This window comes from Pedobacter sp. AC212 (assembly GCF_979258625.1).
Genome location: NZ_OZ409870.1, coordinates 2,459,550 through 2,473,151, shown reverse-complemented (window position 1 = coordinate 2,473,151; position 13,602 = coordinate 2,459,550). Strand labels below are relative to the sequence as shown.

Below are 13,602 nucleotides of genomic sequence, written 5' to 3'. Positions count from 1 at the left end.
TCTTGATTTTTATTTATAAAATGATTTCAACAATTATTTTTCAGCTTTTCACTTGTTGCTTTAGCTGAATTGCTTGCGGATAAATTCGTTATGCGTTATGCTAGCGGTGCTACCGTGTAGCAATGACCTTAAAGATTTAATTGCTACGGAGCCCAAACGTTTATCATGTTAAACATATATATAATGTGCTGTTTTAACTAGCGCCAATTATAATTCGCTGGGTTTCGATTACAATTCGTAGTCATTTGATTGTTTTTTAAAATCCATTGTTGAACATTAATGCTTACAAATGACCCGTTATAATTAATCTTCATGCCTCAAATTTGATTTTCTAATTTGCTTTGCATAAATTGAGAACAGTCTTAAAGTATTATAACACATGAAAAGATTTCTGCTAATCATTTTTTTAGCCAGCACATTATCCTTGCAGGCACAAACCATCATGAACAATTATAAATATATCATTGTGCCTGAAAGGTTTAGCTTCTTAAAAAAGGTTAATCAATACAATTTAAATGCACTTACGAAAAGCTTGTTCGAAGAACGAGGTTTCACCGTTTATTACGATAATTTAGAATTACCAACTGAAATTGCCAGCGATAAATGCAAGGCTTTAACTGTTGATATTGAAGAGAATAACAGCATGTTCTCTACCAACCTCACCCTTTTACTAAAAGATTGTAAAGGCGCTTTAGTATTAAAAAGTAAGCAAGGAAAAAGCAGAGAAAAAGATTACCAGGCTTCTTACAATGAAGCGCTGAATGCAGCTTTTGCATCGCTCCCTGATTTTAGCAAAGCGCCAATAACTGAGGCAAAACCCATTGCCACAGCACCTCAAACCGAACCTGTAAAAGCAGCGGTAATAACGGAACCTGTAAAGGCAGTAAAAGAGGAAGCCTCGCCAGCTACAGCCAAAGAAAACAAACCGTCGGCGGCCACGCTAATTCCTCAAGCCAATGCGCTTGGCTTCGATTTATTAGATGCCACATCAAAAAAAATATTTACCCTATTAAAAACTTCTTTAACAGATGTTTTTATTGCCAATACAATTAATACAACGGGCATTGTTTTCAAGAAAAAAGGAAATTGGTTTTACGAATATTATAAAGACGGGGCCGTAACTACCGAACAGCTTTATATCAACTTTGATAAATAAGGCGGAAAGATCTGGGCATCGAAAATACGGTGGTGAGATTTTGAAGAGAGGATCCAATAGGTTTGAGAAATTTAACCCATTGGATCAAAACTTGTGTTTAGCGTTGCTCAATTTCTTTTAAGCTGCTCATCTTTTTGTTGGCTAGAAATCCTTTAATATCTTCGAAATGCTCTCTTACCCGCTTATTCCCGAATTCGAAAACTTTTGTCGCCAATCCATCTAAGAAATCACGATCATGGGAAACTAAGATTAAAGTGCCATCAAAATCTTTCAAAGCATCTTTAATAATGTCTTTTGTTTTCATATCCAAATGATTGGTAGGCTCATCCAGAATTAACACATTTACAGGCTCGAGCAATAACTTTATCATGGCTAAACGTGTTTTCTCCCCACCACTAAGCACTTTTACTTTTTTAGTGGTATCATCTCCGCTAAACATAAATGCGCCTAATAAATCTTTAATTTTAATGGTTCCATCCGTTAGCGGAATCTGATCAATGGTTTCAAAAACAGTTAAGCTTTCATCAAGCAAAGCGGCCTGGTTTTGAGCGAAGTAACCGATTTTAGCATTGTGCCCAACTTTTAAAGAACCTTCAAAATCAATTTCGCCCATAATTGCTTTAATCATCGTGGATTTACCTTCGCCGTTCTTTCCTACAAAAGCTATCTTTTCACCTCTTTCAATCACCATCGATGCTTTTTCAAACACCACATGATCACCATATTTTTTGGTGAGCTCTTCTACCATTACAGGGTATTGTCCCGAACGCGGTGAAGGTGGAAACTTCAATCGCAAAGCTGAGGTATCTACTTCATCAATTTCAATAACATCCAATTTCTCAAGCATTTTAACCCTCGATTGTACTTGGAGCGTTTTCGAATAGGTGCCTCTAAACCGATCAATAAATTCCTGATTATCTGCGATAAAACGCTGCTGTTCTTCATAAGCTTTCAACTGATGAATCCTTCGATCAGCTCTTAACTGGAGATAGTGACTATATTTGGCTTTATAATCATAAATCCTTCCCATGGTTACTTCAATGGTGCGATTGGCAATGTTATCTACAAAGGCCCTATCGTGCGAAATAACCATTACCGCTTTGGCCGAATTGATTAAAAAATCTTCCAACCATTGAATACTTTCTATATCCATGTGGTTGGTAGGCTCATCAAGCAAAATCAAATCTGGCTTCTTCAAAAGTATTTTCGCCAGTTCGATCCGCATGCGCCAACCTCCAGAAAATTCGGAAGTTTGCCGTGTAAAATCCTTACGCTCAAAGCCCAATCCTTTTAAAACTTTCTCTACCTCAGCATCATAATTAACCTCTTCAATGGAATAAAATTTTTCGCTTAACTCTGATACCCTTTCAATAAGCTTCATGTAATCATCGCTTTCATAATCGGTGCGAATAGTGAGTTGCTCGTTTAACTCGTCCAATTCTTTTTGCATCTGATTTACCTCTTGAAAGGCTTTCATTGTTTCTTCAAAAACAGTTACCTTATCTTGTGTAAGCAAATGTTGTGGTAAGTAGGCAATTACCGCTTCTTTCGGACCAGTTACATTGCCAGTGGTAGGTTTAGAAACATCGGCAATGATTTTTAAAATGGTCGATTTACCTGCACCATTTTTACCCATCAGGGCAATTTTATCGTTTTCGTTGATGGAAAAAGTAACGTCGCTAAAAAGAGTTGTTCCGCCAAAGGAAACGGAAATGTTATTTACATTAATCACAATTATAATTTTAAATGATTTTGCAAAGATAAACGAAAGCAGATAAATGCAACCTTTTTATTGAAAGATCACGTTTTACTTTTTCGATCCTATGCAATCTACCAACAGCCCGAAATGAGCTCTGGCTATGAATAGAAATTGATCCAGATATCAATCCCCTACCGTTCTGTCTTCAACCAAAGCTGAGCATAGGGAGCGAGTTGAATTTTGTCTTTGTTGACCACTTTAAAATTACCGATCAATGCCTTTTCATTGCCTTGCAATGGGAAGGAAGCGGTTGTTGCCTTCTTGCTGAAATTATGTAAAACAATGATTTCTTTTTTCGGAGTAACATATTTTATGCCGAGTACCGAATTGTTTTTTGCTTCCAACAGTTCCCAATCGGCAGTGCCAATTTGGGGTAGCGAACGCCTTAACGTGATTAGTTTTCTAATGAAGTTTAAAAGCGAGTTTGGGTCTTTAGATTGATCTTCGACATTTACCTTTTGATAGGCATAATCTCCATAGGAAATTACCGGTCTTATTGTTTTCGATGCGGTGCTAAAACCTGAATTTTTCGCTCTGTTCCATTGCATAGGTGTTCTTACCGAAAGGCGCTCGGCAAAGGTAAGATCATCGCCCATGCCTATCTCCTCTCCCGAGCGGATAACTGGCGCCCCCGGCAGCGAGTACAAAACACTATATGCCATTTTTATTTGTTCGGGCTTACCTAGCATCGGCGCCAGTCGTCGCCGAATGCCTCTGTTATAAAGCTGCATGTTGGGTTCGGGCCCGAACTTTTCATATACTTTGTTCCGTTCCGCTTTACTTAATCTGCCCAAGTCAATTTCATCATGATTACGAAGAAAATAAGCCCATTGTGAAGGCTCAGGCTTTATTCGGGTTTCATGCAAAGCATCTTTAAACGTCGAAACATTTTCATCGGCCATTGCATAAAACAAATGTTGGTTGGCATAAAAATGAAACATCATCTGTAAACGGTCGCCTTTCTCACCGAAATATTCAATGTTTTCTTTAGGTGAAACATTTGCCTCACCTAACAATACGGTTTCCTTGTCTATAGATTTTGCAGCTGTTACAATCGAATCTAATACACCAAACATTTTTGCTGGCTTTTCGGCACCAGATTCAGGTACGTCGATGATAAAGGGTACGGCATCTAACCTGAAACCCTTTATGCCTTTTGCCGACCAATAACGAAGAATTTTAATTGCCTCCTGTTGAACCTGCTTATTTTGATAGTTTAAATCTGGTTGAAAATCATAAAAACGATGGAAATAGTACTTTTTTGCAATCTCATCATAAGTCCAGGTTTGAGATTGAAAACCTTCGAACACCATACCCTTGTCAAAGTCTTTGGGCTTGGTTGCAGACCATACATATCTAGATTGAAAATTACCTGTGCTATCTGTTCGGGCTTTTATATACCAGGGATGTTCAATTGAGGTATGATTCAAGACCATATCCATCACGATTTTGATATTGCGTTGCCTGGCGGCGACTATGAAAGCTTCGAAATCGGCCATGGTTCCGAGTCTCGGGTCAATTCCATAATAATCTGTAACGTCGTAGCCATCATCATGATCCGGAGTAGGCTGAAATGGCGAAAGCCAAATGACTTCTACTCCTAACGAATCGAGGTAAGGCAACTTTTGTGTGAGGCCTTTGAAATCTCCAATACCATCTCCATCACTATCTTTAAAAATATCTATATCCAGATTGTAAATAATACTGTTTCTGTACCATGTTGGTGCTACTTTAGCTGAGGTTTTTTTGGGATCTTGTTTACAGGCGCCCAAGAGCAAAATAATAGCCCAGACGAACGACGTGAATTTTAGTAAGATAAGGTGCTTAAGATGTCTTCCTCCGCTCATCAGCATTAATTTTTAATAGGACGTATTTTAGTTGAATCTTTTCTGGCCACTTTACGTGTCAAAGAGTCCTGCCGTTTATCTATTGCTTTTAAGCTATCGCGTTTTGGCCACTTCGTCGCTTTCGGATTATACTTACCTGCCTTAGGCACAGGTTTCTTTATCAAAGTATCATTCGTGCTTCGTTGCCTGGTTCCTGTAGGTACCTGCGCCAGTAAAGTGAAATGTACTGATGTGATTAATGTAAAAATGAGTATGACTTGTTTCATAAAATGATATTTTTTAGCTGGGGTGTTTCGTCAATTCTAATTAAAAACAACCCTCCTATTTTAGAGAATGTTTTAGCTAATTCATTTTTGTGATAGCAGATATGATGTCATCCCATGTAAAAAACGGCTAAAGGTTGAGTGGCAAAAAATCCAATAATTTTAAAAAAACAAAACAAAATTTTAACCAATAGGATTTTATAAAGACAACTTATACGACTATGAAAACGAAAATAAAATCGACAGTAGTTTTGTGTTTAGTAGCAATATTAACAGCCTGCACAAACTACAAGCCTGAGAAAGGAAATCACTATAAAGATACCGAGGATACGGTTAAGAAAGATTCGGTTCAAAAGCCTACCAATTTAGATAATCGTGATTCTGTTAAGAAATACTAATTTTTAATTTGGAAGAATATTTTCAGACTTAAAAATGGACAAGAAAAATTTATACGAGAAGATTGGCGAACTGTTAATATCGCATGATTTTACCATTGCATTTGCTGAAAGTGCCACTGCCGGAAGATTATCAGCTGATTTTTCTCTAATTGAAGATGCTGGAAAATTTTTAAAAGGTGGTGTAGTTTGTTACGATGCCTGCATCAAAGAAGACATGCTTCACGTTGACCATGAGCTTATTGAAAAGTATACACCAGAAAGTATGGAGGTTACGGAAGCGATAACCTATGGCTTAAGGAAAATTATCAAAGCCGACATTCATATTGGAGTAACAGGCCTAACTTGTCCTGGTGGGAGCGAAAGTGAAAGTAAACCGGTAGGCACCATGTTTATATATGGCAGTTTTCAGGGTGCATCCATTTTTTCAGAGCGAATAAAATTCGACGGCAATAAATCAGAAATCATCGCTGCAACAGTGAGCCATTGCGCCACGCTTCTTTATCGGTATTTACAATCGATTAGTTGGCAAACCAATTGTTAACCGAAAACCAAAAGCCAAGGTTGGGCTTATAGGGGCTTTGACTTTTTCCAGCTGCATAAGGATAAAATTGATTTCTTTTCAGCTGGTAAACTTCATTAAAATTTTCGTTGACACGAGTTAAAACGTAAATATTAATCCCTTTCAAATGTGAATTCTCCACATCCAATGCTTCTATGAAACTAACCCCTTGGGCCATTTTCTCCACTTTTGAAATGGGTTCTTTAGAAAGGTAAACCAACGAAGTGCCAACCAATTCAGGTGGAGATTCTAAAATGAAACTATTGCTTGCAGAGATAATCTTCAAATTATCGATCTTGATATATCGTTTAAGTGCGCCTGCAATAGCGTAATCATCAGTGAGGATATATTTTGCAGGTTGATTTTCGATTTCATTTACGGCTAAACCAACTTTATTTGCAGCGATTTCCCAGCCAGACATATCAGCAAAAAACTGTGGTATAGACCCCTGAGAACCATCTTCCCAAGTCATAGGCCGAGAAAAACTGGTTAATGCCACCATTTGCCTGATATATGTTCGGCAATTCCCCATCGATAATATCGGAATGACCAAAGGCAAACTTAATATTCCAAATAATGAGATCATCAACAGAAAGATGGTCTTCTTCACTCGGCTCAACCTAGTTAGCATGATTTCCCAGCAATATCCACCCGCAGCAAATAGAAAAGGAAACATGCCTAAGCCATAATACAGTTTGCCTTTCAACAAGGCCAAAGCCACCACCAAAAGCAATGTTGATATAGGCCAGATTAACAAATACCGTCCACCTTTTTTGGATAGCAGCAGGTATAGAAAACCCGCCATCCAAACAGAGACACCGGCACCATGAAAAAATACGAGCTGAAATAAATAGTCGGGGATGTTTAAAACAAAAGCTTGTTGACCAACTAAGCCTAAAAAATTAAAAACAGGAAAACCATGTTGTGCCTGCCATAAAATGTTGGGCATCATCATTACTAGGAAAAGGATTGCCGCACCAATCAGAGCAGGAAACCCCTCCTTTAAACGTCCTTTAAAAACGATAAGCGAGGCCAAGCCAAGCGTCACTAAATACATGAAGATGGTGTACTTATTTAACATCCCAATGCCAAGTACCGCACCAGAGAGCAATAAGTAAGTCGGTTTTTGGGTTTGGAAATAACGTAATAGCAGAAACGCAAAAAGCGTCCACAAAAATTCATCAAAAACTACGGGTTGTAACAGATAAGAGGTGGCTAAAAAAGACGGCGACCAGATTATTGCCAAACAAGCGACAATGATCCCTAACCTTTTAGCACCTAAATAATGTGCTATTAAACCGGTGAGCACTACCGTGAAACTAGAAAACAACGTGGGAATAATGCGCCATGCTGCAACACTATCGCCAAATAATTTTGCCGATAGGCCCGCTACCCACGTAACCAATGGCGAAATATCTGGGAATCCCCATTGAAAATCTTTCCCTAAATGAATGTAGTACAACTCATCGGCATGCAAGCCGTACCGCGGAAGAAAGAATACATGAAGCGTAAATTTTAGTAAGCCAAAAAAAAACAATAATCCAACCGTGGTTTTGGTGAGTTTAAGATTATTGGTGTTTGAATTTGCAGTCGTATTGACGGATGTTTCCAAATTTGGATTCGAATCTGCTTTCTCCAACTGATAAATAGGCGAATCAATTAACATGCGCATTCTTCTCCCCTAAAAATAAGTGGTTTTGGGAAGATAAGTATCGAAATCATAAACCGAATCACCAAAATTATTAATTGAAAACTGAAAACGAAAAACCTCCGCCTGGTAAATAGCGAAAGTAAAGTTATTTGTTGCCTTCAACTGCATGTCGAAGACAATTTTTTTTATGTGCTTATCAACTCCTTGTGCTATCAGGAATCTGAAATGGAGCGAAATAAGGTTAGGCGATTGAAACCGGATGGAATTGATTTCACCTCCATATTGATAAAAAAGCTCTTCCAGTATAGCTAAGCCTGGTTGAAATTGCAAATTGCGGGTATTTTGCGAAATCATCGGGTTCATCATAGCGTTATAACATCGTTTATGGCCAAATTGATTTGCAGTTAGCAAAATACACCATAATTATTGCAAACAAACAGTTTCAATATATTCCTCAAATGTTTGTACCGAAGATATTGTGGCAAATGGAAAACTTTCTTCTTTTATTCATGTAGTCTTTATACAAAACATTAACTGTGTCCTGTATTTATGAAAATTGGAATCATAGCGCATCTCAAGCATCCTATTGTTGCGCCCTTTGCTGGCGGCCTTGAAGTTTTTACTCATCAGGTTACTAAAAGCTTGCAAGCCCTGGGGCACGAAGTTATACTTTTTGCCAGCGATGCATCAGATAATACCTTGCCTTTAGAACCCATTTATTCTGATGAACATTACGATAATAAAACAAAAGTTAGAAAAAAGCAAAGGGATCTTCCCTCAGAATATATCGCAGAGCACCATGCTTATTTTAACCTGATGATGCATATCGATGATTATGAACTCGACGTTATTTTTAACAATAGCCTCCATTACATTCCCATCACCATGGCTGCTACGCTGGAAACGCCGATGATAACGGTTTTACATACCCCTCCCTTTTACGAACTTAAAATGGCAATCGAAGCAGAGCGCCGCCAACCAGTAATTGACTACATCACCGTATCGCAGCAAAATGCCCGAAATTGGAGTGATGTAGTATCAGACTGTGCCGTCATATTAAACGGAATTAAGTTAGCTGAGTGGCCTTTTAATCCAAGCACCACTATAGCAAAACATGCACTTTGGTTCGGAAGAATTCATCCTGATAAAGGATTGCACCTGGCTATTGCAGCGGCGAGAACTGCCGGAATACCATTACATGTTGCAGGCGGCATCGCCGATCAAAAATACTTCGACAAAGAAATTAAACCGCTTTTAGGTGATGATATCAAATTGCTTGGGCTATTGAATCATGAGCAATTAAGTAAAGAAATTTGCCAGGCCAGTGCTTGCCTGATTACGCCATGTTGGGAAGAACCCTTTGGTTTTGTAGTTGCAGAAGCGATGGCCTGTGGTACTCCTATTGCCGGTTTTAAAATGGGCGCATTGCCTGAGTTGGTTGCTCCAGAAACGGGCATTTTAGTTGATTTTGGGGATACTGAGGCATTAGCTAAAGCCCTAAAAAACGTGACGAAGCTAGATAGAAAATACATTCATGAGTATGCCAATGAAAAATTTAGTTTCGATAAAATGACAGCAAATTATGTGTGCTTTATGGAAGAAGTAGCCGAAAAAAGGAAAAACCTAAAATACGCCGGATGAAACTTGAGAATGATACCCTAGCAGAACCTACAACTTTTGATTGGTTTCGGTTTAGAGAAGTTCTCATCGAAATTGAAGCCATGGCGACTGAAACTGAAAATGACCCCAACGGCCCTGTAAAAGAATTTGAATTGTTACATCACTGCGGTGCACTGGAGCTGGTTTTACCAGATCATGCCCTGGATTTCAGCCGTCCAAATACGCCAGCCTTATTGCAACTGCTAAATGATATTGGCAAAGCAAACCTTTCCGTAGGGCGAATTTTTGAGGGTCATATCAATACCTTGTACCTTATTCATTTATATGCAACTCCTCATCAACGCCATAAATGGTACAATGGGGTAATAGAAAACGGCGATATTTTTGGCATTTGGAATACGCAAAATCAGAATGGAATCCAATACAATGAAACAAATAGCCAGCTGGAAATAGCCGGGAGTAAGACATTTTGTTCCGGTGCAATGCTGGTTAATAAAGCACTTATTACTGGCAACATCAAGACTTTTGAAAGAGATGGTTGGCAGATGGCTATTATTGATATGGATCGAATTTCCAAGGATCAGATAGATAAAGAGAGTTGGAAACCCCTTGGAATGAAAGCTTCTGGGAGTTATACCGTTAACTTTAGTGGTTACCAGTTAGATGATTCGGAACTATTGGGCGAACCTGGTATTTATTTAAAACAGCCTTATTTTAATGGAGGAGCTATTCGTTTTGCTGCCGTACAGCTGGGCGGAGCCGAAGCCATTGCCGAACACACCACTAACTACCTCAAAGAGTTAAATCGAACGGACGATCCTTTCCAGCAATTACGACTTTCGTCCATCATGTCGGCGGTGATGTCGGGTCGTTTGTGGCTGGAGCAAGCCGGTAAATATTTCGATAGCTGGGTAAACGAAGGTGATCATGATGAAGACCTGATCGCCTTTGCCAATATGACAAGGGTAAATATTGAGGAAATTTGCCTCACCGTGATGGATAACAGCAACAGATGTGTTGGGGCAAGGGGGTTGATGGAAACTGGAAATCTGGGTCGAATTTTCCGCGACCTGACCTTTTATTTAAGGCAGCCAGCTCCAGATGCAACGCGACTTAATGTTGCAAAATTTTTCATCAATAATCCATCAGCTTTTCATGAATAATCCTTTCGATAAACAAAAATTTTGGAAAACTGCCATTTCCATAGCCCCACAAGATTTAAAAAACTATAGCACTTGCCTGGTGATGGTCCCTCATCCCGATGATGAATCTTTGGCTTGTGCCGGACTTATAGCTACCTTGATTAGCCTGAATGTGGAAGTTTTTATTATTCTCACCACAGATGGAAGCAAATCGCATCCAAATTCACAAAAATATCCAGCAGAAAAACTGGCTGAACTTAGGCTATCAGAGCTTAAAAATGCCTTAACTTTATTAGGTACAAAAGAAGAAAACTGGCGGTTTTATGGTGCTGAAGATGCAGCAATGCCCGGAAAAGGATTGCCCGGATTTGTAGATTTAGTTGATCGGCTAGCTGCAGATTTGACACAAATTAAACCCGACCTGATCCTGGTTCCCTATGAGTTGGACCCACATTGTGATCATAGAGCAACGCATCAACTGCTTATTTCTGCGCTTGAGCAATCGAAAATCGGTCGCCCAAAAATCTGGGAATATCCCATTTGGCTTTATGAAAATGCCATGGAAGAAGATATACCGAAGCTCGATAAAGGGGAATTGCTGGCCCTTGAGGTGAGCAATTATTTACCGCTTAAGGTAAAATGTATCAATGCGCACCAATCTCAGGTAAGCCACTTAATCGATGATGACCCAAATGGTTTTATCCTATTACCAGAGGTGATAGAAAATTTTTTAACGGAGCGAGAGTATTTCATGGAGCGTAAAAAGATCAATCCGGAAGCCACCTTATCCGAAAAATATTTTGAAGAGCTGTATTCGAAAAATCGGGATCCATGGAATTTTGAAACAAGTAAATATGAAGAAGAAAAATATAATGCTACCATTGCTGCTATCCCAGTTGGCAATTATAATAAAGCATTAGAAATTGGTTGCTCTATTGGTGTTTTAACCGAAAAGATTGCAACACTTTCCAACCATCTTGTGGCAATTGATATCAGCAATACGGCTTTAAATCAAGCAAAAGAACGCCTTAAATCTGCTTCGAATGTCGAATTTCGATTGGGCGGCATTCCTACAGCTTTTCCAGAAGGGAATTTCGATCTGATCTTAATGAGTGAGGTAGGTTATTATCTCTCTATGGAGGATCTTCTCTTGACACGAGCAAAAATATCAAATGCCCTAAATCAGAATGGCATCCTGGTTTTGGTCCACTGGACACATTTTGTGGCCGATTATCCCTTAACTGGAGATGAAGTACACAATTGCTTTATAGATCAGGGATTTTCTCGCTTATACCACAGCGCCACTACAGATTATCGATTAGACGTGTTACAAAAATTAAACTAATGCCCTTCACCATCGCATTTTATGTTCACCATCATGGCTCAGGCCATTTGATGCGCACCATGCAAATAGTAAAAGCACTTCCTGATTATAAAGTCATCTTGTTTGGAAGCGCTCTACAAAGGGTAGATCTTGCTAGTTTACCAAATGTAACGCTCATTCATTTACCGCTAGATTTCAATGATGTAAATATTGACGAAGGGCCGGAAGATACACTTCCCGAAACCTTTCACTATGCGCCACTGAATGTACCTGGCATAAAAAATAGAATGGCCATAATGGCTAACGTTTTTGAACAAGAATCGCCGATGATTTTAGTAGTGGATGTTTCGGTAGAAATTACTTTATTCGCCCGTTTGTGCGGCATCCCTACCATCGTAATGGCGCAGCATGGAAAGCGAAATGATTTGCCACACTTAATGGCATTTCAAAGTGCAGCGTTAATCCTCGCACCTTTTTCCAAATCGCTTTATGTTGGCGAGCGCAATTGGGTATACGATAAAACATTGTTCACTGGCGGATTTTCCAGGTTCATTCCTGATGGAAGACATGAAGTGAAGGAAAATGAAATCGCCATTCTCATCGGTGCTGGAGGCACTTCTATAAATGCCAATTTAATTACACACATTGCTCAACAATCTCCGGCTCTTATTTTCCATGTTATTGGGGAGGAGATAAAAGATGATGAAAACGCCAACATTTTTTGGCATGGAAGAGTTGATCATCCACAAGAATTATTGGAGTCTGTCAGTATTATTATTGGCAATACCGGTCACAACACTGTGATGGAAGTGGCTACCTTAAATAAACGGTTTATCGGCATTCCTGAATCGAGGCCTTTTGCCGAACAGGAACAAAAAGCAGAAGCAGTAGCCGGGCGGCGAGGAACTAATATTATTAGTAGAGATGACTTGTGGCACACAAAATGGCAAGATATTTTTGAGCAAATTATTCGAGAGGAACCAGATTGGAGCGATGTAATTTTACCAAACGCCATAGATAATATGGCCAAAGCCATTGTGAACACCGGCAAAAAATTCTTTAAATCTTAAACTTTTTCAGCGTTTAATATTTCTCGTTGATTAGGCTTTCTGAGGATGTGAAGTTGATCGTTATCCCAATTGATGAAACCCAAATCTACAAAGCTTCGCAGCCATCCTTCCATGGGCCATTTTTTCCATTTTTTAAAAAATACTTTCGCATTACGAACGATATCATCAAAATGATTAAGCGGTGGTTTGTACTGCTCGTGATATTGGTGATACGCTTCTGCAGCTATTAATTTCATACCGACTTCCTGTTCCCGGGCGGTAAAGGCGAAATCAGTATCTTCTGCTCCATAACCTGCAAACCTTTCATCAAAACCCCCAATTTTCCTGTAATCTGCTGCAAGACATCCAAAATTAAGCGACCAAAATAGTTCGTGTGGTAATGTTGTTATTCCAAACCTTATGGGATCTGGTTCACTGCTTGCCTCCAGCTCCGAAAACCAATCTGCATGTCTATCAAAGCCATTTTGTAGATAACGAACTTCACCATTGACTAAAAAGCCCACTTGAAAATTATTGAGATACGTTTCTACGAGGAGCGATGAGGGAATGCAATCCACATCCAAAAAAATCAACCTATCTCCTGCTGCATTTTTAGCCGCAAAATTTCTGGCCGCGGCCAATGGCAAGTCTTCACGATGTGAAAAAGAAAACTGCTTAATAATAAACGGCGCATCTGGAAGGTTACGCTCAGGCTCATTCATAAATACAACAACAAGCTCGTCAGGCAAAATAGTATTCGCAGCCAAGCCTTTAATTAAATTGTTCAAGGCACCGGCTCGGCCTTTTACTATGGTTAAAACAGATATGCTCATT

At 39.2% G+C, this 13,602-nt stretch carries 13 protein-coding genes; 7 read left to right on the top strand and 6 right to left on the bottom strand.

Features of this window, described 5'->3' with window-relative positions:
• Window positions 1-379: 379 nt before the first annotated feature.
• Complete coding sequence (locus ACZZZC_RS10705) at window positions 380-1,156, top strand: hypothetical protein (RefSeq protein ID WP_463487163.1); 777 nt, start codon at window positions 380-382, stop codon at window positions 1,154-1,156.
• 97 nt (window positions 1,157-1,253) lie between these two features.
• Here the strand turns inward: ACZZZC_RS10705 and ACZZZC_RS10700 are convergent, their stop codons facing one another.
• The 3 genes from ACZZZC_RS10700 to ACZZZC_RS10690 all read right to left on the bottom strand — a co-directional run bounded on the left by ACZZZC_RS10700 (window position 1,254) and on the right by ACZZZC_RS10690 (window position 5,028).
• Complete coding sequence (locus ACZZZC_RS10700) at window positions 1,254-2,888, bottom strand: ABC-F family ATP-binding cassette domain-containing protein (protein ID WP_463487162.1); 1,635 nt, start codon at window positions 2,886-2,888, stop codon at window positions 1,254-1,256.
• Window positions 2,889-3,046: 158 nt separating this feature from the next.
• The gene (locus ACZZZC_RS10695) at window positions 3,047-4,762 is read right to left on the bottom strand and encodes an alpha-amylase family protein (protein ID WP_463487161.1); all 1,716 of its coding nucleotides are present in this window, start codon (window positions 4,760-4,762) and stop codon (window positions 3,047-3,049) included.
• A 5-nt stretch (window positions 4,763-4,767) separates the two neighbouring features.
• Window positions 4,768-5,028, bottom strand: coding sequence for a hypothetical protein (locus ACZZZC_RS10690; protein WP_463487160.1), 261 nt, complete (start codon window positions 5,026-5,028; stop codon window positions 4,768-4,770).
• Window positions 5,029-5,246: 218 nt separating this feature from the next.
• Between ACZZZC_RS10690 and ACZZZC_RS10685 the strand changes: the two genes are divergently transcribed.
• On the top strand, window positions 5,247-5,423 hold the full coding sequence (locus ACZZZC_RS10685; protein WP_463487159.1) for a hypothetical protein: 177 nt from the start codon (window positions 5,247-5,249) through the stop codon (window positions 5,421-5,423).
• Between the two features lie 34 nt (window positions 5,424-5,457).
• Window positions 5,458-5,964, top strand: a complete 507-nt coding sequence (locus ACZZZC_RS10680; protein ID WP_463487158.1) for a CinA family protein — start codon at window positions 5,458-5,460, stop codon at window positions 5,962-5,964.
• On the opposite strand, the gene ACZZZC_RS10675 is transcribed toward ACZZZC_RS10680, so the two are convergent.
• Both ACZZZC_RS10675 and ACZZZC_RS10670 read right to left on the bottom strand, forming a co-directional pair.
• Complete coding sequence (locus ACZZZC_RS10675) at window positions 5,942-7,654, bottom strand: ArnT family glycosyltransferase (RefSeq protein WP_463487157.1); 1,713 nt, start codon at window positions 7,652-7,654, stop codon at window positions 5,942-5,944. The two genes, ACZZZC_RS10680 and ACZZZC_RS10675, sit on opposite strands and share 23 nt — an antisense overlap.
• A 9-nt stretch (window positions 7,655-7,663) precedes the next feature.
• The gene (locus ACZZZC_RS10670) at window positions 7,664-7,999 is read right to left on the bottom strand and encodes a hypothetical protein (protein ID WP_463487156.1); all 336 of its coding nucleotides are present in this window, start codon (window positions 7,997-7,999) and stop codon (window positions 7,664-7,666) included.
• 183 nt (window positions 8,000-8,182) lie between these two features.
• Here ACZZZC_RS10670 and ACZZZC_RS10665 point away from each other — a divergent pair, with 183 nt between their 5' ends.
• Genes ACZZZC_RS10665 through ACZZZC_RS10650 form a run of 4 tightly spaced genes read left to right on the top strand, consistent with a single transcriptional unit; the run spans window position 8,183 to window position 12,789 of the window.
• Window positions 8,183-9,274 carry a glycosyltransferase family 4 protein gene (locus ACZZZC_RS10665; RefSeq protein WP_463487155.1) on the top strand — a complete coding sequence of 364 codons (1,092 nt, stop codon included), beginning with the start codon at window positions 8,183-8,185 and terminating at the stop codon, window positions 9,272-9,274.
• Window positions 9,271-10,416, top strand: a complete 1,146-nt coding sequence (locus tag ACZZZC_RS10660) for an acyl-CoA dehydrogenase family protein (protein ID WP_463487154.1) — start codon at window positions 9,271-9,273, stop codon at window positions 10,414-10,416. The genes ACZZZC_RS10665 and ACZZZC_RS10660 overlap by 4 nt, the downstream gene beginning before the upstream one ends.
• Window positions 10,409-11,740: a PIG-L family deacetylase gene (locus ACZZZC_RS10655; RefSeq protein ID WP_463487153.1), complete on the top strand. Its 1,332-nt coding sequence runs from the start codon at window positions 10,409-10,411 to the stop codon at window positions 11,738-11,740. Before ACZZZC_RS10660 ends, ACZZZC_RS10655 begins: the two co-directional genes overlap by 8 nt.
• A complete protein-coding gene (locus tag ACZZZC_RS10650) occupies window positions 11,740-12,789 on the top strand; it encodes a glycosyltransferase (RefSeq protein WP_463487152.1) in 1,050 nt (349 codons plus the stop codon). Before ACZZZC_RS10655 ends, ACZZZC_RS10650 begins: the two co-directional genes overlap by 1 nt.
• On the opposite strand, the gene ACZZZC_RS10645 is transcribed toward ACZZZC_RS10650, so the two are convergent.
• Window positions 12,786-13,601: a glycosyltransferase family 2 protein gene (locus tag ACZZZC_RS10645; protein ID WP_463487151.1), complete on the bottom strand. Its 816-nt coding sequence runs from the start codon at window positions 13,599-13,601 to the stop codon at window positions 12,786-12,788. The two genes, ACZZZC_RS10650 and ACZZZC_RS10645, sit on opposite strands and share 4 nt — an antisense overlap.
• Window position 13,602: the final 1 nt, after the last annotated feature.

What these genes read in the sequence shown, in the direction of transcription:
- ACZZZC_RS10705 (WP_463487163.1), top strand. Translation starts at nt 380, where the DNA reads ATGAAAAGATTTCTGCTAATCATTTTTTTAGCCAGCACATTATCCTTG.
- ACZZZC_RS10695 (WP_463487161.1), bottom strand. Translation starts at nt 4,762, where the DNA reads ATGAGCGGAGGAAGACATCTTAAGCACCTTATCTTACTAAAATTCACG.
- ACZZZC_RS10690 (WP_463487160.1), bottom strand. Translation starts at nt 5,028, where the DNA reads ATGAAACAAGTCATACTCATTTTTACATTAATCACATCAGTACATTTC.
- ACZZZC_RS10685 (WP_463487159.1), top strand. Translation starts at nt 5,247, where the DNA reads ATGAAAACGAAAATAAAATCGACAGTAGTTTTGTGTTTAGTAGCAATA.
- ACZZZC_RS10680 (WP_463487158.1), top strand. Translation starts at nt 5,458, where the DNA reads ATGGACAAGAAAAATTTATACGAGAAGATTGGCGAACTGTTAATATCG.
- ACZZZC_RS10675 (WP_463487157.1), bottom strand. Translation starts at nt 7,654, where the DNA reads ATGCGCATGTTAATTGATTCGCCTATTTATCAGTTGGAGAAAGCAGAT.
- ACZZZC_RS10670 (WP_463487156.1), bottom strand. Translation starts at nt 7,999, where the DNA reads ATGATGAACCCGATGATTTCGCAAAATACCCGCAATTTGCAATTTCAA.
- ACZZZC_RS10665 (WP_463487155.1), top strand. Translation starts at nt 8,183, where the DNA reads ATGAAAATTGGAATCATAGCGCATCTCAAGCATCCTATTGTTGCGCCC.
- ACZZZC_RS10660 (WP_463487154.1), top strand. Translation starts at nt 9,271, where the DNA reads ATGAAACTTGAGAATGATACCCTAGCAGAACCTACAACTTTTGATTGG.
- ACZZZC_RS10655 (WP_463487153.1), top strand. Translation starts at nt 10,409, where the DNA reads ATGAATAATCCTTTCGATAAACAAAAATTTTGGAAAACTGCCATTTCC.
- ACZZZC_RS10650 (WP_463487152.1), top strand. Translation starts at nt 11,740, where the DNA reads ATGCCCTTCACCATCGCATTTTATGTTCACCATCATGGCTCAGGCCAT.
- ACZZZC_RS10645 (WP_463487151.1), bottom strand. Translation starts at nt 13,601, where the DNA reads ATGAGCATATCTGTTTTAACCATAGTAAAAGGCCGAGCCGGTGCCTTG.